We start from the raw sequence: 21,853 nt of genomic DNA on the forward strand, positions 1-21,853 counted from the left end.
GGGGCCCCCCCCCCCGGCTGGGGTCTCCCCCCCCACCCCGGTTTCCTTGCCCCCGGGGGTGGCCGGCGGCCCCGCGCCCCCCCCCCCCCCCGCCCCCCGCTCCCCGGGCCCGGTGGTCGAACCTCACCGTCCACTCTCCGTTGCCGAGGGCCCGGGAAGCGGCGTTCCTCATGCGCCGGGCCGGTGCGTCAGGCGCGCCGGTGTTTCACGTGAAACAGCGGACCTTCACCCGCCCGGCCGCTCACTCGCCCGGCGTGGCGTCCACCGGGGCGTCGGCGCCCGGCCTGGCGTCGGCCGGGAGCGGTGCGGGGCTCGGGGTGGGGGGCGCCACCGTGAAACGGGCGGCTTCCGCGCGGAGCATGGCGTTCAGGGCCGCGTAGGGGTCGATGGGCATGGCGGAACCTCACAGGGGTGCAGGAGTGTGGGGGGGTGTGCTGCTGCTCGGCCCGCTCAGCAGCGCAGGACCACACTCCGCACCGTGCGGGGCCCGCCCGCGCTCTCCCCGCACGCGTACGGGAACGCGCGCGCCGCGGGCGCCGCGAGCACCGTGATGCCCGGCGAGGGCACGTGGCGCGGCGCGATGCCGCGCGCGCAGGGCCGCGGGGCGGCCCGTACCTCGGGATCGACGCCCGGATCGGATTCGGCGGGCTCGGCCGAGGACGCGGGCCGGGGAGCGGGCTCCGAACCCGCCGCGGCGGCTCCGGCTCCGGCGCCGAACGCGCAGAGCAGCACGACACAGGCCACCGTCAGGGCCCTCGCCAGTGCCGTCCGCACCGTCCGCGCACACCGCGTCCCGCTCATTCCCGGGATGTGCCCCGACACGCCCGGGGGTGCCCCTGCGGCACCCCAGAAGCCCCCGATCGGGTGCGGAACACACCCCCTACGGGTTACCTGCTGCGCCGGGTCCCCGTCAGGTGGGCGTGGACCGTGGTCTCGCCGGTGACCACGCGCAGTTCGGCGTGCTTGCCCGTGTCCGTCGCCCGGGGGGTGCCGACGTGGTCGATCGTGAACACGGCGGTACGTCCGTCCGCGCGCGGGATCTCGATCGTGCGCCCCTTGCGCAGCGTGGCCAGCCGCAGGGTGGCGCTCTCGCCGGAGACCACGGCCGTCCCGACGGCGCCCGGAGTCGGGCTGTCCACGTCCCAGCCGACCGCGTTGCCGGCCGAACCCGCGTTCAGCGGGAGGTCGACCCCGAGGTCGGGGATGCGCAGCCGCAGCGGGCGGGCCGCCGACAGCGGTGCGGCCGCCGACCGGCCCGCACCCCGGTGCGGACCGCGGCCCGCGCCGTGCCCGGCGTGCTCCTCGCGCCCGTCCTCCAGCTGTTCGACGAGCCGACGGTGTCCGGACAGGCCCAGTGCCCGGGAGGGGAAGCCCTCCGCGGGGGCCTTGGCGAAGGCGCCGGTGGCATCGGTGCCACCGGGGTCGCCGTCCGCGCCGTCGCTGTGGCGCAAGAGCACGAGTCCGGTGCACAGCAGAGCCACCGTCAGTCCGCCGGCAATCCACTTCGGGCGGTGCATGGCAGTCCCTCCTGAGTCCGGCCGGGGCGGGGGCGGCCGGATTCCTGTGAGCAGTGGACCCCCGTCGGACTGTCCCTACCGTGAGAACGACCGGCCCTCGCTGAGGTGTCCCAGGCGTGTCGGGTCGTCAGGAGGACGTCTTCGCAGCTCGCGGCGGGTAGGAGGGCGGCTTCGAGCCGGTGGTCGGCGTGCCGCCGAACGGGTGAGGTCAGGTGAGGACGAATGCCACGGCCGCCGCGCCGAAGAGCGCGGCGGCCAGGTGGACGGCCGGGTGGCCGTAGTCGCCGTACCAGAGGTGCCGGACCAGACCGCCGAGCGCGGCCAGCGCCGTGATGATGCCGATCTGGGCCAGCAGGGTCACGTCGGAGAACTGGACCACGACGAGCAGCAGCAGGTTGACCCAGAAGGGCGCCGCGCCCGTCCAGCCCTGGCGGCTCCAGCCCTGCGGGTGCCAGGCCTGCCGGGGCCCGGTCCGCCCGGGCTCGATCGGCCCGGGCCGGGTCCGCCCGGGCCCGGTCTGCCAACGCCGTGTCGCCGTTCGCATGCCGGGCCCTCCGTCGTGGTGACCGAGGCGATCTGCTGATCAGCTCGTAGGCTGAACAGCTTCCTTGTGCGTGGCGGAAGGAACAAGCAGGCGTTCGGCAAGAGTGCCGAAGCCGAGGCCGAAAACCGCCCACAGCGTCGCCTGGATGGCGAGCGAGGCCAGCCGGAACTGCCAGATGAGCCCCGCCGGGAAATCGGCGGGAACCTCGTAGACCGACGGCAGGAACGCGTAGGCGACACCGACCGCCACGACGAAGGCGGCGACGGCGATGACGCTGGCGTTCCAGTTCCCCCGCGAGGGAGCCAGCCGCCGTCCCAGGACGGTGGCCGCCGCCGCGAGCAGCACGCTGAGCGCGATCATCAGTACGTAGAGGGTGGTCCGCTTCACGACGGTGTCGGGGTCGCCGACCGCGGGCGGATTGGCCGGGTACTTCAGGAACGGCACCAGGGTGACCGTGACGAACAGGCCCCCCGCGACGAGCAGCGAGGTGACGCGCGGCGTGAAGCGGCCGATGCGGCCCAGCGCGAAGCAGAAGACGAGCGCGGCGATGCCGCCGAGCGCGACCGAGTAGAGGAGCACGCCGGTGCCGAGCCCCGCGGTGGACTGCAGGGCGCGGCTGACCGGAGCCATCTCGGCGTGGTCGTGACCGGCGTTGGCGGCCTCCTCGATGGCGATCGCCGCGTCCACCTTGGATTCACCGAGGAGGTACGCGACGAGGAAGGCCGCCACACCGGCCACCAGACCGGCGAGCATGCCCCGGATCAACAGGGCGCGCACGGAAACGGAGTTCATTGGTTCGGTTCCCCTTGCCGTGGTGGAGATCAGTGGCAGGGGAAGCCGAGGAGGTGGCGGCCGTCGTGCATCCACTCGTGGATGGTGTCGCCCTGGAAGACGGCGGTGGCGCCCTGTTCGGCGCCGACGAAGTAGAGCATGACGAGCATCAGGATGCCGACGAACAGGGCCCAGGGGGCCAGTTCCTTGAGCGAGATGGGCGAAACGGCGGCGGGAGCCGACGTGGGCACGGCGGAGTGGGCCATGGCAGGACCTCCAGGGGGAACACGCGTCCCGGTCAGTGGTGCTCTCGACGAAGGTGGCGGGTCTGACTTCCCTCCCTCGCGGGAGGATTCACAGTGGCGCGACCGTGCCGGGTTCTCACCGGTACTTCCGTCATACCGTCGTCATGTCGTCCGAGACCGTACCGCGCGGGTGGCGTGAACACCACGGCGTGTGGCCGCCGTCTCACGCCCCGGGCGTGCGCTCTACCCTCGCTCCATGTCCTCCGCCGCGCCCGTGCGCCTGCTCCTCGTCACCCCCGCGCTGGACCTCGCCGCCCGCCAGGGCCGCTTCGGGTCCGGCGCGCCCTGCCCGGGGCATCCCGGTCTGAACGGCCTGGACACCGGTGCCTGGGCGGGCCGGACCCTGGACGAGGTGGCCGCCGAGGATCCCGCCGGGGTCCACGGGTGGCTCACGGACCCGCACCACGCGCCGCCCGGGGGCGAGTCGGTGGCCGCGCTGACGGCGCGGGTGGGGGCGGCCCTGGCCGAGCTGGCCGGGGGCCGCCACCACGTGCCGGTCGAGCAGGCCGTCGTCCGCGCGGCCGTCGTGCACGCGCTGGAGCTGCCGCTCGCCGCCTTCTGGCGGCTCGACGTGCGCCCGGAGACCGTCACCGAGCTGACCGGCCGGTCCGGCCGCTGGAACCTGCTGCTGGGGCGGGACGCGCGGACGCCCTAGGCGACGATCCAGTCGCTGGTCGCGATCACCGGCTGCACGCCCTCGCGGTGGATGGTGCCCTCGATCAGACCGTACGGGCGGTCCGCGGCGAAGTAGACCTCGTTGTCGTTCTTGAGGCCGAAGGGCTCCAGGTCGACGAGGAAGTGGTGCTTGTTGGGGAGGTTCAGTCGGACCTCGTTGACCCGCGGGCAGTTGTCGAGCACCCGCTCGGCCATCTGGTTCAGGGTCTGCTGGAGCGAGTAGGAGTACGTCTCGGCGAAGGCGTCCAGCATGTGCGTGCGGACCTTCTTGTACGACCGGTCCCAGTCGTGCTCCGGGTCGTCGGCGGCCAGCGCCGAGTGCGCCCAGCGCGCGGTGACCTTGGTGGCCAGGATGCGGTCGTACGCCTCCTGCAGGGTCGTGTACTTGTCCTTGATGTAGCCGTGGAACTCGGAGTTGGTCGAGTTCATCACCGTCAGGTCCTTCAGGCCCGAGATGACCTGGAGACCGGTCGTCTCGCTGTAGGTGACCTGCGCGGTGCGCACTTCCTGGCCCTTGAGGACGAAGGAGTGCTGCTCCTTGCGGGTCGGCACGGGGATCCGCTCCCAGGCGAACTCCTCGATGCGGATCTGCGCCTCGCGGATCGGGGCCTGCGAGGAGACGAAGTGCCTGGCGAGCCGGATGCCGAAGGCCTCCGGGGAGTCGATGCCGTGCTCCTTGCCGAAGGCGTACACCGTGTTCTTGGTGGTGTCGGTCGGCAGGCAGTGGGCGTTGTCGCCGGTGAGGTGGACGTCGCGGAAATCACCGCGGAGCGCGACCGAGACGTTGAGGTCGCGGATCTCGTGCCAGGAACCGTCGCTGCCCTTGCGGGTGACCTTGACGATGCGGTTCTCGGCCTTGCCGTACTGGTTGTGGCCCAGGACGTGCTTGCTCATGCTGTCTTCCTTCGGGTACTCGGGAACACGGAGTCCGGTGTTCTGGATCCCGTACGCCCGGCGTCCAGCGCCCGTCCGATGCCCTGGACGCGCCGCTCCCCGCCGTTCGGCCCGCACGGGGCCGCCCCGGGACTGACGTGCATCCCGGTCCGTAGGTGCTTGATGGGGATTGCAGCACGTCGGCGACCGGTTCTCCCCCGCACGGATCGTCCGAGAACCGGCGCCCCCGCCTGGGCGACCGCACAGGACCGCCCGCCCGGGCCCCCGACGGGGCCCGGGCGCACGGCTCACGCCATGTGCGCGTCCGCCACCGCGAGGGCCTCGTCGAGGACGGCCAGCCCCTTGGCCACGTCCGCCGCGGAGATGTTGCAGGGCGGGGCGACGTGCAGCCGGTTGCCCGCGACCAGCGGCCACAGCCCGCCCTTCTTGCAGGCCTCCGCGAAGGCGCCCATGGGAGCGCCGGCCGCGCCCGAGGCGGCGTAGGGAACCAGCGGCTCGCGCGTCTGCGGGTCCCGTACGAGCTCCAGCGCCCAGAAGGTGCCCAGTCCCCGGACCTCGCCGACCGAGGGGTGGCGCTCGGCCAGCTCCCGCAGCCCCGGATCCAGCAGCTCCGCCCCGGTGCGGGCCGACTGCTCGACGATGCCCTCCTCCGCCATGGTGGTGAGGGTCGCCACCGCCGCGGCGCAGGCCAGGACGTGACCGGAGTAGGTCAGCCCACCGGGGTAGGGGCGGCGGGCGAAGGTCTCGGCGATCGCGCCGGAGATCGCGACGCCGCCGAGCGGTACGTAGCCGCTGTTGACGCCCTTGGCGAAGCAGAGCAGGTCGGGGGTGACGTCCCAGTGGTCGGCGGCGAACCACGTGCCGGTGCGGCCGAAGCCGACCATGACCTCGTCCAGGATGAAGACGATCCCGTAGCGGTCGCACAGCTCGCGCACGCCCGCGAGGTAGCCGGGCGGCGGTACGAGCACGCCCGGGGCGCCGCCGACGCTCTCCAGGATGATCGCGGCGATCGACTGCGGGCCCTCGAAGACGATGGTGTCCTCCAGGTGCCGCAGCGCCCGCGCGCCCTCCTGCTCCGGGGTCTCGGAGTGGAAGGGCGAGCGGTAGGGGTAGGGCCCCCAGAAGTGCACGACCCCGGCGGTCGCCGTGTCGTTGCCGAAGCGGCGGGCGTCACCGGTCAGGTTGATCGCCGTGGAGGTCGCCCCGTGGTACGAGCGGTAGGTGCTCAGCACCTTGGCGCGCCCGGTGTGCACCCGGGCCATCCGGACGGCGTTCTCGACGGCCTCGGCGCCGCCGTTGGTGAAGAAGATCTTGTCGAGGTCGCCGGGGGTGCGCTCGGCGATCAGGCGGGCGGCCTCGGAGCGGACGTCCACGGCGAAGCCGGGGGCCAGGGTGCACAGCCGGGCGGCCTGCTCCTGGATCGCGGCGACGACCTTGGGGTGCTGGTAGCCGATGTTGGTGTAGACGAGCGAACTGGAGAAGTCGAGGAAGCGGTTCCCCTCGTAGTCCCAGAAGTACGAACCCTGCGCCCCGGCCACGGCGAGCGGGTCGATCAGCTCCTGGGCCGACCACGAGTGGAAGACGTGCTTCCGGTCAGCTTCTTTCACGGCGTCACGGGTGCGGGCGGCTTCTGCGTTCATGGGTCGAGCGTAGTTGTCCACGATGTGGATGGGCGGGCGGTGAGGCGGACGGCCCGGCCCGCGGCCGGGCCGGGGTCGGCTCCCGCGCCGCCCGGCCCCGGGGCGGGGTCAGACGACGTGGCGGCCGCCGTCGACGGTCAGCACGTCGCCGGTCGTGTAGGCGGCGTTCACCAGGTAGAGGGTGGCCTCCGCCACGTCCTCCGGGGTGCCGACCCGGCGCAGCGGGGTGTTGGCCGTGATCCACTCCCGCGAGCTCTCCCAGACCTCCTCCGCACCGTCGTACCAGGGGGTCTCGATCAGCCCGGGGGCCACCGCGTTCACCCGGACGGCGGGTCCGAGCTGAGCGGCGAGCAGCCGGGTCATGTGGTTGACCGCGGCCTTGCTGACGGCGTAGGGGACGGAGCTGCCCAGGGCCCGCGTCGCGGAGACCGAGGAGATGTTCACGATCGAGGCGGCCCCGGATTCCCGCAGGTGGGGGGCGGCGGCGGTGACCATCTGCCAGGTGCCGAGCACGTTCACCTCGAAGATGTCGCGCCAGGCGTCCGCGTCGGCGGCGTCGAGGTCGTCGAGGGGGATGAAGCGGGTCCGACCGGCGTTGTTGACGAGGATGTCGAGGCGCCCGTGGGCCTCGACCGCGGTCGCCACGATGCGGCGGGCGTCGGCGAGGTCCGACACGTCGCCCCGCACGTAGAGCGCCCCCGGCAGCTCGGCCGCGAGTTCCCGGCCGGCCTCCTCGCTACGGGCCGAGTTGATCACGACGCGGATGCCCTCGGCGGTCAGTCGGCGGGCGATGGCGGCGCCGATTCCGGAAGACGAACCGGTGATCAGGGCTACGCGGCTCTCGGTCATGTGTCCTCCTGCTCGGGGTGCCGGGTGGCAAGGAAAAGGATCTTAACTTATCGCATGCTGGAATCAAGTTTCCGTAATGTGGAAGCTTGGTGGGGGTTCGGCGAAGGGGTCCGCGGGTGATCGCCTCGTGATTGAGCCCCGGGGAGCGGGGTAGGCGGGGGGCGACGGGAGGTGGGCCGGGTGATGGCGGAGCGGTTCTCGGTCGAGGCGACCCACGTGGAGGGCGCGGTCGTCCTCACGCTCTCCGGCGAACTCGACCACGACACGGCGGGCCCCCTGCGGGCGGCCCTGGAGGCGGCACTGTCCGGGGACGGCGGTTCCCGGCTGCTCATCGACTGCGCGGGGTTGGGCTTCTGCGATTCCACCGGTCTCAACGCGCTGCTGCGGGCCAGGCTGGCCGCGCGGGAGACCGGCGCACGCCTGGAGCTCGCCGGGCTGCGCCAGCCGGTGGCCAGGATGTTCCGGACGACCGGGGCGGACGGGGTGTTCCGCGTCCACGACGACCTGGCCGCGGCCCTGGCGAGCGACGGGGGCGGGACCGGTGCCTGAGCCCGAGCGCGCCCGACCGGGGCCGGCGCGACCCGCGGCCGCGCCGGCCGAGGAGACACGGCGGCTGCTGCTGGGCGGGCCGGTGTCAGGGGTGGTCACCCGCTCCCGCGATTTCACCCGGCGCGCCCTGACCGCATGGGACTGGCTCCCGGCCGACCCGGGGGCCGCGGAGCGGCGCGGGGACGACCCGGTGGCGCAGGAGGCCGCGGAGCTGGCGGAGGACGTCCTGCTGCTGGTGTCCGAGATGGTCACCAACGCCTGCATGCACGCGGGGGGCCCCGGCGCGCTGGTGCTGCGGCACACCGGGGACGGTGTGCGGATGGAAGTCAGCGACGGGAGCCCCGAGCACCCCCGCCGCCGCTCGCCCGACGATCCGTCCGTCCCCGGGGGCCACGGACTGGTGGTCCTCGAAAGGCTCTCCCGCGCGTGGGGCTGGGAACGCGACGAGGTGGTGGGCGGCAAGACCGTGTGGGCCGAGGTGGCCGCACCGTTCCCGCCGCCCTGGGCCCCAGGGGGCTAGGGAGCTAGACCGAAAGGGCCGGGCCGTCGGGCTCGGGCGCGTCCTCCAGCAGACCGGCGCGGAGCCGGGCCAGGGTGCGGGTGAGCAGCCGGGACACGTGCATCTGCGACAGGCCGAGCCGGTCGCCGATCTCGGACTGCGTCAGCTCGTCGCCGAAGCGCAGCGACAGCAGGGTGCGCTCCCGCTCGGGCAGCACCGACAGCAGCGGCTTGAGGGACTCCAGGCATTCGATCCGGTCGTAGGCGTCCTCGTCCTCGCCGAGCACCGGCTGGCTGTCGAAGGAGTCACCGTCGGTGTCGCCCTGCACCGGAGCGTCCAGTGAGCGCGCGGAATAGGCGACGGCGGCCTTGCGGCCCTCGGCCAGCTCCTGCGGGGTCACGTCCAGCTTCTGCGCCAGCTCCTCCTCGGTGGGGGCGCGGCCGAGGTCCTGCTCCATCGCGTCCTGCGCCTTGGCCGTGTCCAGCCGCAGCTCCTGGAGCCGGCGCGGGACCTTCACGGCCCAGCTGGTGTCACGGAAGAACCGCTTGATCTCGCCGGTGATCGTCGGCATGGCGAAGGTGGTGAATTCCGCCCCGCGCCCGGGGTCGAAGCGGTTGATGGCCTTGATCAGCCCGACCGTGCCGACCTGGATGATGTCCTCCACCGGTTCGCTGCGCCCGCGGAACCGGCGGGCGGCGTATTTGACCAGGCTGAGGTTCAGCTCGACCAGCGTGTTGCGCACGTACGAGTACTCGGCGGTGCCCTCTTCCAGGGCCCGCAACCGCTCGAACAGGGTCGTCGAAAGGGTTCTGGCGTCGGCGGTGCTCACCTTGAGCGGTTCCTCCGGTATGCCCTCCATGAGCTGGTGGCGGTCATCTGTTCGCAGCATGTGGTGCTCCTCCGACGGGTGGTCGCACTGCCTGATCGCGGCACGGCCGTCGTGCGAGCTGACCCCTCCGGTATACCCGGTGGCCCCAGGACTTACCCGTTCGAGTGACCGGAGGCACACCCCGGGGCCGCTCAGGGAGCACACTGGAGATCCTTGAGGACCTGGAGCCGGGACATGAGCCGGGACATCGACCGGGACACCGGTGGGGACATCAGCCGGGACCCCGGGACGCAGGCGGTCCGGGGTCTGCGCGGCGCCGCCGACGACGCCCTGGCCGCGGCCGTCTCCGCGCTGACCGCCGAGGTCGCCGAGCTGTACGACGACCGGGCGCGCCGACGGCTGCTCGACCTGGCCACCGGGGTGCTCGTCGACCAGCTCCGGGTGACCCCGGCCGAGGCGGCGGACCACCTGCTGGAGCTGGCCGTCAGCACCGGGCTCAGCGCCGGTGACCTGGCCGCCGACATCCTGAACGCCGCCGCGAAGTCCCTGGTCGCCGAGGCCCCGGCCGAAGCCCGGCGGATCCGCCGGGCCACGGCGGCCGTCCTGGCGACCGACACCGCGGGGGAGGCGGCCGTCACCCTGCTGGACGGGGGGCTGCGCCGGATCGGGGTGCGCACGCTCTACCTCTGGCGCCGCACCGGCACCGACTGCCTCGCGCTGGCCGGGCAGGCCGGAGCGGGGCCGCAGGAGGCGCGGCACTGGCAGTGGGTGCCGCCGGACACCCCGCTGCACCGGGTGCTGTGGGAGGGGACCGCCTGGTGGGGCGTGGACGACTGGCTGCCGGGCGGGACCGGGACGCGCGCGGTGCTGCCGCTGCGCCGGCACGGGCACATCGTCGGGGTGGCGCTGTGCGTCTGGGACACCGCCGAGGGCCCCGACGACCGGGTGCGGCGCACCGCCGAGCTGCTGTGCGAGCCCTGCGGGGCGCTGCTGGGCGACCCGGATCCGCCCGGGGCCCGGGCCGGGGAGGCGGTGCTGCTGGAGCTGGCCACGGGCCCGGCGGCGCTGCTGGGGGCGGACGGCAGGCTGGAGTACGTCAACCCGGCCGCGCGCCGGGCGCTGGGCGCGGTGCGCAGCCCGGTGGGGCGGTCCGGCGCCGAGGTGTTCCCGTACGCGTGGAGCGTCCTGGGGCCCGCCGCCGCCGGGGCGGAGCCGCTGCGGCTGGGGCGGGTGGGCGGGCTGGACGACGTCCGGGTGCTGCCGCTGGGGCGCGGGCGGGCCGCGGTGCTGTGGGAGGCGGCGGCCCTGCGCAGCGAGGCCCTGGCCCGGGTCCTGGGGCGGCTGGAGCGGGTCGGGTACTTCGCGGAGGACCTGCTGACGGGTGCCACGAACTGGAGCCTGGAGACGTACACGGTCTTCGGGATGGACCCGGACGCGCCGCCGGTGCCGCTGGCCCGGCTCGGCGCCCGACTGCACCCCGAGGACGTCCCCCTGCTGGAGGAGCTGCTGGCCGCCCTGATGGAGGGCCGCCGCGGGGACCGGGCGCTGGTGCGGGCGATCCGGGCGGACGGGGGCGTGCGGCACGTGCGGATCGCCGTCGAGCCGCTGCTGTCGGGGGCGGTGCCGGTCGGGCTCACCGGGGTCTACCAGGACGTTTCCGCGCAGCACCACAACGAGCTGGCGCTGTCGGCGGCCCACGAGGACGCGACGGCGCGGGCCCTGTTCGTCCTCAGGCTCCAGCGGGCGATCGTCCCGGAGGCGCCCTCGGTCACGGAACCGGCCGGGGGCCTGGACATCGCGGCGCGCTACCGGCCCGCCGCCCAGGACTACCTGGTGGGCGGGGACTGGTACGACGTGCTGGCCCTGCCGGACGGCCGGGCGATGCTCGCGGTGGGGGACATCGCGGGGCACGGCATCGACGCGGCGACCAGCATGGTCGTGCTGCGCAACGCGCTGCGCGGGCTCGCGGTGACCGGCGCGGATCCGGGCGCCCTGATGGCCTGGCTCAACGAGGTCACCCTCGGCACCCGGGGCGGGCCCACGGCCACGGCGGTGTGCGCGGTGTACGACCCGCGGACGGGCGCGCTGCGCTGGGCCGGTGCGGGCCACCCGCCCCTGCTGCTGCTGCGCGACGGGCGCGCGGCCATCCTGGAGGCACCGCACAACATCCTGCTCGGGGCCGTGGCGGGGGCGGGCTACGAGGAGGCGGAGCTGGTCCTGCGGCCCGGGGACACCCTGCTGCTGTACACGGACGGGTTCGTGGAGCGGCGGCACGTCGCCATGGAGCGGAGCCTGGCCGCGCTGCGGCGGGCGGCCGAGCGGGTGGGGGCCGGACCAGTGGAGACGATGGCGGACGAGCTGCTCTCGCAGGTCACCGGGGACACCGACGACGACACGAGCCTGGTGGTGGTGCGGGTGCCGCGGGCGGGTCCGCGGCGGGCGTCGGGCCCCGGGCCGGGCGGGGCGTCGCGCCCAGGCGTTAGGGAGGCGTAAAAGCCGCCTACGGGGGCGTATGGGGCCCGTCAAGGACGTGCGCGGGAGGGTGTTCCAGGGGTTCCACTCGGAGGTGTCCGAAAGTCGTCCCCGGAACCCTCAGGAGCTCACGATGGCCGATCTGGCCTTCGTCGTCACCACGGTCGCGCTCTTCGCGCTGGTGGCCTTCGTCGCCAAGGGGGTGGCCAAGCTGTGACCGTCGAAAACATCGTCGGCCTGCTGGTCGCCGTCGCGCTGCTGGGCTATCTGGTCATAGCCCTCGTGTTCCCGGAGAGGTTCTAGCCCCGATGAGTCCCGTCCTTTCCGGGGTGCTCCAGCTCCTCGCGCTCGTCGCCGCGCTGGCCCTCGCCTACCGCCCGCTGGGCGACCACATGGCCCGCGTCTACTCCTCCGAGAAGCACTACGGGCCGGAGAAGTGGATCTACCGGGCCATCGGTGCGAACCCGTCCGCGCAGATGCGCTGGCCGGCCTACCTGCGCGCCGTCCTCGCCTTCTCCGGCGTGAGCGTGCTGTTCCTCTACGGTCTGCAGCGGTTGCAGGGCGTGCTGCCCGGCTCGCTCGGCTTCGCCTCGATCAAGCCGGACCAGGCCTTCAACACGGCGGTCTCCTTCGTGGCGAACACGAACTGGCAGTCGTACTCCGGCGAGCAGGCCATGGGCCACGTCGTGCAGACCGGTGGGCTCGCGGTACAGAACTTCGTCTCGGCGGCGGTCGGCATGGCCGTCGCGGTGGCCCTCGTACGGGGCTTCGCGCGCTCCCGCTCCGGTGAGCTCGGCAACTTCTGGGCGGACCTGGTCCGCGGCACCGTCCGCATCCTGGTGCCGCTCTCGGTGATCGGTGCGCTCGTCCTCGTCGCGTGCGGGGTCATCCAGAACTTCTCCGGCATCCACCAGGTCGGCCAGTTCATGGGCGGCACGCAGCAGTGGAACGGCGGCGCGGTGGCCTCGCAGGAGGTCATCAAGGAGCTCGGGACGAACGGCGGCGGCTACTTCAACGCCAACTCCGCCCACCCCTTCGAGAACCCGACCCCCTTCTCCAACCTCTTCGAGATCTTCCTGATCCTCCTCATCCCCTTCGCGATGACGCGGACCTTCGGGCGGATGGTCGGCAGTCTGCGCCAGGGCTACGCGATCCTGGCGACGATGGCCGTGATCTGGCTCGGCTTCTCCGCGCTGATGATGTGGACCGAGTTCGCGCACCACGGACCGGCGTTGCAGGCCGCGGGCGGTGCGATGGAGGGCAAGGAGACCCGCTTCGGCATCGGCGGTTCGGCGATCTTCTCGGTCGCCACCACCTTGACCTCGACCGGTGCGGTCAACTCCTTCCACTCCTCCTACACCGGGCTCGGCGGCGGCATCCAGCTGCTGGGCATGCAGCTCGGCGAGATCGCGCCCGGCGGTGTCGGGTCCGGCCTCTACGGCATGCTGGTCATGGCGATCATCGCGGTGTTCATCGCCGGTCTGATGGTCGGCCGCACCCCCGAGTACCTCGGCAAGAAGATCGGCACCCGCGAGATCAAGCTCGCCGCCTGCTACATCCTCATCACCCCCGTGCTGGTCCTCGGATTCACCGCGGTGTCGATGGCCCTGAGCGGGCCGCGCGCGTCGATGGCCAATGCCGGGGCGCACGGCTTCTCCGAGATCCTCTACGCCTACACCTCGGGCGCCAACAACAACGGGTCCGCCTTCGCGGGGCTGAGCGCCGACACCCCGTGGTTCAACACCACCATCGGCCTCGCCATGCTGCTGGGCCGCTTCCTCCCGATGGTGTTCGTCCTCGCACTGGCGGGCTCGCTGGGCGAGCAGCGGCCGGTGCCGGAGACGGTGGGCACCCTGCGCACCGACAAGCCGCTCTACGCCGGTCTGTTGGTCGCCACGATCGTCATCATCACCGGACTGACCTACTTCCCGGCCCTGGCGCTGGGCCCGCTCGCCGAAGGGCTCGCCTCATGAGCACCGTCACCCCCACCCCCACGCCCACGCGGGCACCGCACCAGGACGCCCCCACCGGACACGCGCCGGAGCAAGGGCGGGTCGGCGCCGGCCTCTTCGACCCGGCTCAGCTGGTGAAGTCCTTCCCGGACGCCGTCCGCAAGCTCGATCCGCGGGTGATGGTCAAGTCCCCGGTCATGTTCGTGGTGCTGATCGGTTCGGTCGTCACCACGGTGCTGGCGCTGGGGAACCCGACCGACTGGTTCGGCTGGGCCATCACGGCCTGGCTGTGGCTGACCACCATCTTCGCCAACCTGGCCGAGGCCGTCGCCGAGGGCCGGGGCAAGGCCCAGGCCGACACCCTGCGCAAGGCCAAGACCGACACCGTCGCCCGCCGCCTCGACGGCGCCGTCGAGGAACAGGTCCCCGGCACCGACCTGCGGATCGGTGACCTGGTGGTCTGCGAGGCCGGTGACATCATCCCCGGCGACGGTGACGTCGTCGAAGGCGTCGCCTCCGTCGACGAGTCCGCCATCACCGGTGAATCGGCCCCCGTCATCCGGGAGTCGGGCGGCGACCGCAGCGCGGTCACCGGCGGCACCAAGGTCCTCTCCGACCGCGTGGTCATCAAGATCACCACGAAGCCCGGCGAGACCTTCATCGACCGCATGATCGCCCTCGTCGAAGGCGCGGCCCGGCAGAAGACCCCGAACGAGATCGCCCTCAACATCCTGCTGGCCTCGCTCACCATCGTCTTCCTGCTCGCGGTCGTCACCCTCCAGCCCTTCGCGATCTACGCGGGCGCCGAGCAGTCGATGATCGTGCTCACCGCACTGCTGGTCTGCCTGATCCCCACCACCATCGGGGCGCTGCTCTCCGCGATCGGCATCGCGGGCATGGACCGGCTCGTGCAGCGCAACGTCCTGGCCATGTCCGGGCGCGCGGTCGAAGCGGCCGGCGACGTGTCGACGCTGCTGCTGGACAAGACGGGCACCATCACCCTCGGCAACCGCCAGGCAAGCGAGTTCGTGCCGGTCAAGGGCACCACCGAGGCCGAACTCGCCGACGCCGCCCAGCTGTCCTCCCTCGCCGACGAGACGCCCGAGGGCCGCTCGATCGTGGTCCTGGCGAAGGAGAAGTACGGCCTGCGCGAACGCCACCAGGGCGAGCTGGAACACGCCGAATGGATCGCCTTCACCGCCCAGACCCGGATGTCCGGCGTCGACGTGGACGGCAAGAAGACCCGCAAGGGCGCCGCCGGATCCGTCATCGCCTGGGTCAAGGAGCAGGGCGGACACGTCGGCGACGACGCCGACCTCCTGGCCAACCGCATCTCCGAGGCGGGCGGCACGCCGCTCCTCGTCGCGGTCCAGGACGCGCGCGGCGCCCGGATCCTGGGTGTCATCCACCTCAAGGACGTGGTCAAGGAGGGCATGCGCGAACGCTTCGACGAGCTGCGGCGCATGGGCATCAAGACCGTCATGATCACCGGTGACAACCCGCTCACCGCCAAGGCCATCGCCGAGGAGGCCGGTGTCGACGACTTCCTCGCGGAGGCGACGCCCGAGGACAAGATGGCCCTCATCAAGCGGGAACAGGCGGGCGGCAAGCTCGTCGCGATGACCGGTGACGGGACCAACGACGCCCCCGCGCTGGCCCAGGCCGACGTCGGCGTGGCCATGAACACCGGAACCTCGGCCGCCAAGGAGGCCGGGAACATGGTGGACCTGGACTCCAACCCCACCAAGCTCATCGAGATCGTCGAGATCGGCAAGCAGCTCCTCATCACCCGGGGAGCGCTGACCACCTTCTCGATCGCCAACGACGTCGCCAAGTACTTCGCGATCATCCCCGCCATGTTCGCGGTGGTCTACCCGGGCCTGGACAAGCTCAACATCATGGGCCTGGCCTCCCCCGAGTCCGCGATCCTCTCCGCGGTCATCTTCAACGCGCTGATCATCATCGCCCTGGTCCCGCTCGCCCTCAAGGGCGTCCGCTACCGACCCACCAGCGCCGACAAGATGCTCCGCCGCAACCTCGGCCTCTACGGACTGGGCGGCCTCATAGCCCCGTTCATCGGCATCAAGCTCATCGACATGCTCATCACCCTCATCCCGGGAATCGGCTGATCCGTCATGAACAACGCAGTAGGCAACACCGCGCGCCTGATCGGCGCGGGCCTCCGCGCCCTCCTCGTTCTGACCGTGATCTGCGGGGTCCTCTACCCCCTCGCCGTCACCGGCATCGCCCAGGCCGCCTTCCACGACCGGGCCAACGGCTCCGAGGTCAAGGACCGCACCGGCACCGTCGTCGGCTCCTCCGTCATCGGACAGGGCTACGGGGACGACCTGCGCTGGTTCCAGTCCCGGCCCGCGGCCGGGCTGGGCCAGAACGCCATCAACACCCAGTACACGCTGCTGGTCTCCGGCGCCTCCAACAAGGCGGCCGACAACCCCGACCTGGTCAAGGCGGTCCGCGAGGCGCAGCGGAAGGTCATCGAGGACAACACGGTCCCCGGGTTCACCCCCACGCCCGCGCAGGTCCCCGCCGACGCCGTGACCTCCTCGGGCTCCGGCCTGGACCCGGCGATCTCCCCGGCCTACGCGGCCCTCCAGGTCCCCCGGATCGCGGCGAAGAACCACCTTCCGGTGGCCAAGGTGGAGCAGCTCGTCGCCGCGCACACCGAGGGCCGCACCCTGGGCTTCATGGGAGAGCCCCGGGTCAACGTCCTGGAGCTGAACGTCGCCCTGAAGTCCCTGGCCGGCTGAACCGGGCGATCCACGAACGGGTCCGGACCGCTGAGCGGTCCGGACCCGTTCGGCGCGCGGTGGCGGATCAGGAGTTGTACGGGCGGGTCGCGCGGCCCTCGCGCAGGGTGGTGGCCCACCAGGTCAGCCGGTCCAGCAGGGTCTTCGCGGCGCCGGCCGCACCCTGCGGGTCGTGGGCCTTGCCGCCCTCGGCGAAGTGGTCCCAGGCGCCGTGGAAGCTGACCGAGTCCCGGATCGTGACGCAGTGCAGCTCGGCGAAGACCTGGCGCAGGTGCTCGACGGCCCGCAGACCGCCGGAGACGCCGCCGTAGGAGACGAAGGCCACCGGCTTGGCGTGCCACTGGGTGGTGTGCAGGTCGAGGAAGTGCTTCAGGTGGGCCGGGTAGCTGTGGTTGTACTCGGGGGTGATGACGACGAACGCGTCCGCCGCGACGAGGCGTTCGGACAGCTCCTCCAGCGCGGGGGTGCGCGGGGTGCCCCAGTTCGGGTGGGCGGCGGGAAGCTCCAGCGCGGCCACGTCGATGACGTCGACCTCGAAACCCGCGTGCTCGGTGGCGAGCGCGGTGAACCACGCGGCGACGTTCGGGGCGAAGCGGCCTTCGCGGGTGGAGCCGACGATGACGGCGAGCTTGTTCACAGGTGCGTTGTTGTCCATGGCAGGGAGGGTACGTGCGAGTCGATCTTGGTCTTCCGGCCGGGGGTTTCACGTGAAACGAATGCCTGTTTCACGTGAAACGCGGTGTTTCACGTGAAACACCCGCTCGGACAGCCCCTGTTGGGGCGGTCCGAGCCCCTACTCCGTGGCGATGCCGAAGTCGTGCACGAGGGCGGCCAGGCCACCCGGGTACCCCTTGCCGCCCGCCACGAAGGACCAGTCGCCGCCGGCTCGTCGGCGGAAGGACCCCAGCACCAGAGCGGTCTCGCCGGGGCGTCCGTCGGACACCTCCAGCTGGTCGATCTCCGATCCGTCACCGCCGAGCAGTCGGATCCGGGCGGCGGCGAAGCCGGACAGGTCGGCGTGCGGATGGGCCTCGGTGTCCACCGCCGCGACCAGGACCAGCCGGTCGGCGCGGTCGGGGAGGGAGTCGAAGGCCACCTCGATCGCGGCCCGGTCCGGCGGGGTGTGGGAGCGGCTGCGCACCGAACCGTCCGGCGTGCTGTGGTTGTTGAAGAAGACGAAGTGCTCGTCGCTGAGCACACGGGTCCCCTGGCAGACGAGCGCGCACACGTCGAGCATGACCGGGCCCGACCAGGACATGCCGAGGACGTTGTACTCGGCGGAGGCGACCGCGGGCGCGGGAGCGGCGTCGTGCAGGGTGGCGTCGCGCTGGGCGGGCACGGACGCGGCCGGACGGCCGCGGTCCCCGAGGCGGCCGCGCAGGCCGTGGCGGTGCAGCAGGTCCACCAGCTCCGGCCCGGAGACCAGCTCCAGCGGCTTGCCCCGGGCGAAGTCGTGCGACCCGGGCCCGAAGCCCGAAGTGGTCACCAGCACGCCCTTGTTGGCTCCGGCCCCCTGGACCGTGCCGTACAGGTCGCGCACGGCCGTCGGCGGCACGGTGTTGCGGTACCGCTTGACCTGCACCACGATCGAGCCGCCGCGGATCGGGGTCGGGTCGGTCGCCTCGACGTCCACGCCACCGTCGTTGGACCGCGTGGTCATCACGGCCCGCATCCCCATGGCCCGGAACAGCTCGGCGACCAGGGCCTCGAACTCGATGGGATCCATGGCGAACAGATCGGGCTCCCCGTCCCCGGGGCCGTCACCCCCGCCCGGACCGCTGCCGTGCGTGACCACGCCCGAGCCGACGTCCTGCGGCGTGCGGGCCGGACGTACGGCGCTCAGCGCGTCGGGACGGGTCGACAGCTGACCGCGCAGCGCTCCGGTCAGGCAGTCGACCGGGTTGACCTGGGCCAGGTGGAGGGAGGCGAAGGCGGGGCGGGTCGCCATCACCGTGGCCAGGACGATCTGGGCCGGTCGGCCCGTCGCCGGGTCGTGGTCGTCCACGTAGCCGTTGAGGGCCACCGACTCCAGGGCGCCGAACTCGTCCGCCTCGAACAGGTCCCGCAGGACCAACAGCGCGCACTGCGCCAGCAGATCGCGGTACACGGCCCGGCGCTGGCCCACCGGGAGCGGCGATTCCTTGTCCTGGTCCGTGCTCGGCATGTACCGCACCGACTTCGCGGTCGGCACCACGTCGAAGCCCGGGAGCTCCCAGTCCAGGACCAGTTGGCGGGCCGCGGGGTCGTAGGCCGCGCTCAGCGCGCGCGGCAGCTCCTCGGGCCAGCCCGAGGACGCGTACAGCGCGGCCGAGAAGTATTCGACGGCGGACTCGGGGTCCCCGGCGCGCAGCGAGGTCGCGAGCTCGGCGATCCCGGTGTTGTGCGCGCGGATCTCCCCGAGCTGCCCGCCCGCCCACCGGTCGTACTGGGCGCGGTAGGCGGCGAGCTGCTGCTGGCGCTGCGCCTCGGCGGCCTGGGCCGCGTGCCAGGCCTGGGTGTAGCGGGCGTGCGCGTCGGCCTCGGCCTGCGCCCGGCGGCCCGCTCCGATCCCCCAGCCGGTCTGCACCGGGAACTGGTGCGGCTCCGGCATCGGGACGGGACGCGCCAGCTCGCCCGGATTGAAGGCTTCGACCTGCTCGGGGCGGCGCAGCGTGGCGATCCGGAAGGCGGGTGCGGCGCAGCCCTGGCCGAGCAGCCCCTGGAGGGCGGCGACCTGGGCTTCCAGCCCCTCGGTGAGCCGGCGCGCCTCGGCGTCCCGGTACTGGCGGTAGGCCGCCTTCTGTTCGCGCAGCCCGCGGGCCGTATCGCGTTCCCGGGCCCGCTGCTGGCGATCTCGCTCCCGCTGCTGCATGGCCTGCGAGCGTTGCTGCTGGCGCTGGGCCTCGGCCCAGATCCCGACCAGTCCACTGGAACGACGACTCATCCGCCCCGGCCCTCCCCGACCCCGTGCGATACCCACGCAAACCCTAGCGGGTGGTGGGCACGCCTCAGGGCCGGTCGCCACTGATGGCGACCGGCCCCGAGGGTGCGCTCGGTTCCCTGCGGGGTCCGTCCCCCGGCCGCTACTTGGGCATCAGGACGGTGTCGACGATGTAGACGGTCGCGTTGGCGGTGGGGACGTTGCCGCAGACGACGGTGGAGGTGTCGTTCACCTTGTAGGAGGTGCCGGAGCCGGTGGTGGTGACCTTGCCCTTCTCCAGGGTGTCGAAGGAGCCGTTCTCCAGCTGCTTCGGCGTGAGCTTCTCGCCCACCACGTGGTAGGTGAGGATCTTCGTCAGCTGGGCCTTGTCCGCGAGGACCTTGTCCAGGTCGGCCTTCGGGATCTTGGCGAAGGCGTCGTTGGTCGGGGCGAAGACGGTGATGCCCTTGGCGTTGTTGAGGGTGTCGACCAGCCCGGCCTGCTTGACGGCGGCGACCAGGGTGGACAGCGCCGGGTTGTTGGAAGCGGCCGTGGCGACCGGGTCCTTGGCCATGCCGTCGAAGCTGCCCGCACCGGTGGCGGGGACGCCCGCACAGCCCGGGCCGAACGGCTTGTCCGTGCCCATCGAGTCGTCCATGGCGGAGGACGTGGGGGTCGCGCTCTGCGAGTCGGCGGCCGGACCCGCCGCGCTGTCCTTGCTCGAATCCGAGGAGCAGGCGGCCAGGGCGAAGGGCAGGACGGCCGCGGTGGCGACGGCGAGAGCGGTACGGCGGAAGCGAAGCGTGCTCATTGCGTTCTCCAAGGTGGTGTTGCGGTCATTCATGAGGTGGTGCGGGGTGGATCGGGGGTGGTCGGTGGCCCGGGGTCAGCCGGGGGTGACGAAGACGCTGTGCCAGCCGGAGGCTCCGTCGGGGATGGTCGGGGCGCGCCGGTCGGTCTGCAGTTGACCGGCGCCGTCGGTGGCGCGGACGGTGAGGGTGTGGCCGCCCGGCGTGGTGCGCCAGGGGAAGGACCACTGCCGCCAGGTGTCGACGGTGTCCTGCTCCGCGAGGTCGGCGTCCTGCCAGGGGCCGTCGTCGATCCGCACCTCCACGCGGCGGATGCCGCGGTGCTGGGCCCAGGCGACCCCGCCGACCATCACCGTCGTGCCGGCCGGTGGCCGGGCGAACGGCTTGGGGGTGTCGATCCGCGCCTGGGTCTTGATCGGCGCGCGCCGGGCCCACGAGCGACGGACCCAGTAGGGGTCGTAGGCGTCGAAGGTGGTCAGCTCGATGTCCTGGATCCACTTGCAGGCCGACACGTACCCGTAGAGGCCGGGGACGAGCATGCGGACCGGGAAGCCGTGGTCGAAGGGGAGCGGTTCCCCGTTCATGCCGACCGCGAGCATCGCGTCGCGGCCGTCCATGACGTCCTCGACCGGGCTGCCCAGGGTCATCCCGTCGACCGAGCGGGCCACCAGCTGGTCGGCCGGGCCACCGCGCGAGGGGGGCCGTACGCCCGCCTCGCGGAGCAGGTCGGCCAGCCGGACGCCGAGCCAGCGCGCGGTGCCGACGTACGGCCCGCCCACCTCGTTGGACACACAGGTGAGCGTGACGTCCCGCTCGATCAGGTCCCGGCCGAGGAGCTCCTGGTAGGAGTACGTGCGGGGGCGGGACACGCCCTTGCCGTGCAAGCGCAGCCGCCAGGTGTCGGCGTCGACCTTCGGCACGACCAGGGCGGTGTCGACCCGGTAGAAGTCGGCGTTGGGGGTGGTGAAGGGGCTGATCCCGGAGATCCGCAGGGCGGCCCGGGCCGGGATCGGCGCCGCCGGTGACGCCGGAGCGGGCAGCCGTACGGCGGCCCGGGAGGCCACCGCACCCTCCCCGCGCCGCGCGCCCAGGGCCCGCCCGAGCGCGCCCGCACCGGTCGCCACGACGGCGGTGGCACCGGCGACGAGCAGGAACCCGCGCCGGTCGAGCCGGCCACCGTCCCCGGACCCCGCCGGGCCGGTCGCGGGCCGCAGCAGCCGCCCGACGAGCACGTACAGGACCACCGCCCCCGCGGCCGCGCCCACCAGCGAGGGCAGCGCGTCGATCGGACCGGACGCGTCGGGGCGGGTGAGGGCCGCCGCCGCGCCGAGCACGCCGAAGGCCAGTACCCCGGCGGCGCCGGTGCGCCGGTGGCGCAGCGCGAACCAGCCGAGCAGCAGGGCCAGGAGGCCGAGCGTCGCGACGATGCCGAGCTGCAGGACGAGCTTGTCGTCGCTGCCGAAGTGGCGGATCGCGAAGTCCTTGACCGGGGCGGGAGTGCGGTCGATGGCCGCACCGCCGACGGCGGTGACCGGCCCCGCCTGGGGCCGGACGAAGGAAGCGACCAGCTCCGCGACGGCCAGCGCCGTGTATCCGGACAGCAGGCCGCTCAGCGCGGCGAGGGCGCTGCGCTTCACGGCTGATCGGTTGATGGTCACGTGGGGGATTCGGCGCCCCGGGCCCCCCGGATTGGTCGGGTCCGCGGGATCACCCGGTGGAGCGAGCGAAGGACCGGGCGTTGACGCCCCGCGCGCGGGCCCGGTCCGCGGGTCCGATCCAGGGGGCGGTGGGCCAATCCGTCGGGCCCCCCGCTCCGAAGAACGGGTGACCCGGGGTGCCACCACCCATGCCGCGCGGCGCGAAGGACTGCCCATGCAAGCG

23 protein-coding genes are annotated in these 21,853 nt (G+C 72.8%); 9 read left to right on the plus strand and 14 right to left on the minus strand.

The genetic code is table 11. From position 1 onward, the window contains the following. Positions 1-241 precede the first annotated feature (241 nt). From ACFWAR_RS26790 to ACFWAR_RS26815, 6 genes are all read right to left on the minus strand, one after another. The gene (locus ACFWAR_RS26790) at positions 242-394 is read right to left on the minus strand and encodes a hypothetical protein (protein WP_385782064.1); all 153 of its coding nucleotides are present in this window, start codon (positions 392-394) and stop codon (positions 242-244) included. Positions 395-450: 56 nt separating this feature from the next. Next, complete coding sequence (locus ACFWAR_RS26795; protein WP_385782067.1) at positions 451-801, minus strand: hypothetical protein; 351 nt, start codon at positions 799-801, stop codon at positions 451-453. Between the two features lie 86 nt (positions 802-887). Next, on the minus strand, positions 888-1,517 hold the full coding sequence (locus ACFWAR_RS26800; protein WP_385782070.1) for a hypothetical protein: 630 nt from the start codon (positions 1,515-1,517) through the stop codon (positions 888-890). A 208-nt stretch (positions 1,518-1,725) separates the two neighbouring features. Further along, on the minus strand, positions 1,726-2,061 hold the full coding sequence (locus ACFWAR_RS26805; RefSeq protein WP_385782072.1) for a hypothetical protein: 336 nt from the start codon (positions 2,059-2,061) through the stop codon (positions 1,726-1,728). A 39-nt stretch (positions 2,062-2,100) separates the two neighbouring features. Beyond that, positions 2,101-2,853 carry a CbtA family protein gene (locus ACFWAR_RS26810; RefSeq protein ID WP_385782075.1) on the minus strand — a complete coding sequence of 251 codons (753 nt, stop codon included), beginning with the start codon at positions 2,851-2,853 and terminating at the stop codon, positions 2,101-2,103. Positions 2,854-2,882: 29 nt separating this feature from the next. Further along, positions 2,883-3,098, minus strand: a complete 216-nt coding sequence (locus ACFWAR_RS26815) for a CbtB-domain containing protein (protein ID WP_385782078.1) — start codon at positions 3,096-3,098, stop codon at positions 2,883-2,885. A gap of 235 nt (positions 3,099-3,333) precedes the next feature. Between ACFWAR_RS26815 and ACFWAR_RS26820 the strand changes: the two genes are divergently transcribed. Next, positions 3,334-3,792, plus strand: coding sequence for a histidine phosphatase family protein (locus tag ACFWAR_RS26820; protein WP_385782081.1), 459 nt, complete (start codon positions 3,334-3,336; stop codon positions 3,790-3,792). On the opposite strand, the gene pucL is transcribed toward ACFWAR_RS26820, so the two are convergent. The 3 genes from pucL to ACFWAR_RS26835 all read right to left on the minus strand — a co-directional run bounded on the left by pucL (position 3,789) and on the right by ACFWAR_RS26835 (position 7,195). Further along, positions 3,789-4,706, minus strand: a complete 918-nt coding sequence (gene pucL / locus ACFWAR_RS26825; RefSeq protein WP_385782083.1) for a factor-independent urate hydroxylase — start codon at positions 4,704-4,706, stop codon at positions 3,789-3,791. The genes ACFWAR_RS26820 and pucL overlap by 4 nt on opposite strands. 287 nt (positions 4,707-4,993) lie before the next feature. Next, the gene (locus ACFWAR_RS26830; protein ID WP_385782086.1) at positions 4,994-6,346 is read right to left on the minus strand and encodes an aspartate aminotransferase family protein; all 1,353 of its coding nucleotides are present in this window, start codon (positions 6,344-6,346) and stop codon (positions 4,994-4,996) included. A 108-nt stretch (positions 6,347-6,454) separates the two neighbouring features. Continuing rightward, positions 6,455-7,195 (minus strand): SDR family NAD(P)-dependent oxidoreductase, encoded by a 741-nt coding sequence (locus ACFWAR_RS26835; RefSeq protein ID WP_385782088.1) that lies wholly within the window; start codon positions 7,193-7,195, stop codon positions 6,455-6,457. Positions 7,196-7,378: 183 nt separating this feature from the next. Between ACFWAR_RS26835 and ACFWAR_RS26840 the strand changes: the two genes are divergently transcribed. Together ACFWAR_RS26840 and ACFWAR_RS26845 are read left to right on the plus strand one after the other, a co-directional pair. Next, positions 7,379-7,744, plus strand: a complete 366-nt coding sequence (locus ACFWAR_RS26840; RefSeq protein WP_385782091.1) for an STAS domain-containing protein — start codon at positions 7,379-7,381, stop codon at positions 7,742-7,744. Further along, positions 7,737-8,264 carry an ATP-binding protein gene (locus ACFWAR_RS26845; RefSeq protein WP_385782094.1) on the plus strand — a complete coding sequence of 176 codons (528 nt, stop codon included), beginning with the start codon at positions 7,737-7,739 and terminating at the stop codon, positions 8,262-8,264. The genes ACFWAR_RS26840 and ACFWAR_RS26845 overlap by 8 nt, the downstream gene beginning before the upstream one ends. 4 nt (positions 8,265-8,268) lie before the next feature. Here ACFWAR_RS26845 and ACFWAR_RS26850 read toward each other — a convergent pair whose 3' ends face one another. Beyond that, on the minus strand, positions 8,269-9,132 hold the full coding sequence (locus ACFWAR_RS26850; protein WP_385782097.1) for a SigB/SigF/SigG family RNA polymerase sigma factor: 864 nt from the start codon (positions 9,130-9,132) through the stop codon (positions 8,269-8,271). A gap of 174 nt (positions 9,133-9,306) precedes the next feature. Here ACFWAR_RS26850 and ACFWAR_RS26855 point away from each other — a divergent pair, with 174 nt between their 5' ends. From ACFWAR_RS26855 to kdpC, 6 genes are all read left to right on the plus strand, one after another. Further along, positions 9,307-11,565 (plus strand): SpoIIE family protein phosphatase, encoded by a 2,259-nt coding sequence (locus tag ACFWAR_RS26855; protein WP_385782100.1) that lies wholly within the window; start codon positions 9,307-9,309, stop codon positions 11,563-11,565. A gap of 73 nt (positions 11,566-11,638) precedes the next feature. Then, positions 11,639-11,761: a hypothetical protein gene (locus ACFWAR_RS26860; RefSeq protein ID WP_354378717.1), complete on the plus strand. Its 123-nt coding sequence runs from the start codon at positions 11,639-11,641 to the stop codon at positions 11,759-11,761. Next, complete coding sequence (gene kdpF, locus ACFWAR_RS26865; protein ID WP_354378716.1) at positions 11,758-11,847, plus strand: K(+)-transporting ATPase subunit F; 90 nt, start codon at positions 11,758-11,760, stop codon at positions 11,845-11,847. Before ACFWAR_RS26860 ends, kdpF begins: the two co-directional genes overlap by 4 nt. Positions 11,848-11,852: 5 nt before the next feature. Then, positions 11,853-13,517 (plus strand): potassium-transporting ATPase subunit KdpA, encoded by a 1,665-nt coding sequence (gene kdpA, locus ACFWAR_RS26870; protein ID WP_385782103.1) that lies wholly within the window; start codon positions 11,853-11,855, stop codon positions 13,515-13,517. Continuing rightward, positions 13,514-15,625, plus strand: coding sequence for a potassium-transporting ATPase subunit KdpB (gene kdpB, locus ACFWAR_RS26875; protein WP_385782105.1), 2,112 nt, complete (start codon positions 13,514-13,516; stop codon positions 15,623-15,625). Before kdpA ends, kdpB begins: the two co-directional genes overlap by 4 nt. A 6-nt stretch (positions 15,626-15,631) precedes the next feature. Further along, positions 15,632-16,264 (plus strand): potassium-transporting ATPase subunit KdpC, encoded by a 633-nt coding sequence (kdpC, locus tag ACFWAR_RS26880; protein ID WP_385782108.1) that lies wholly within the window; start codon positions 15,632-15,634, stop codon positions 16,262-16,264. Between the two features lie 67 nt (positions 16,265-16,331). Here the strand turns inward: kdpC and ACFWAR_RS26885 are convergent, their stop codons facing one another. From ACFWAR_RS26885 to ACFWAR_RS26900, 4 genes are all read right to left on the minus strand, one after another. Beyond that, a complete protein-coding gene (locus ACFWAR_RS26885; RefSeq protein ID WP_385782111.1) occupies positions 16,332-16,919 on the minus strand; it encodes an NADPH-dependent FMN reductase in 588 nt (195 codons plus the stop codon). 138 nt (positions 16,920-17,057) lie between these two features. Next, a complete protein-coding gene (locus ACFWAR_RS26890) occupies positions 17,058-19,187 on the minus strand; it encodes a restriction endonuclease (protein WP_385782114.1) in 2,130 nt (709 codons plus the stop codon). Between the two features lie 139 nt (positions 19,188-19,326). Further along, positions 19,327-19,974 carry a fasciclin domain-containing protein gene (locus ACFWAR_RS26895; protein ID WP_385782116.1) on the minus strand — a complete coding sequence of 216 codons (648 nt, stop codon included), beginning with the start codon at positions 19,972-19,974 and terminating at the stop codon, positions 19,327-19,329. 75 nt (positions 19,975-20,049) lie between these two features. Beyond that, a complete protein-coding gene (locus ACFWAR_RS26900; protein ID WP_385782119.1) occupies positions 20,050-21,609 on the minus strand; it encodes a molybdopterin-dependent oxidoreductase in 1,560 nt (519 codons plus the stop codon). Positions 21,610-21,853: the final 244 nt, after the last annotated feature.

Source organism: Streptomyces sp. NPDC059917, assembly GCF_042730635.1.
Lineage (GTDB): Bacteria > Actinomycetota > Actinomycetes > Streptomycetales > Streptomycetaceae > Streptomyces.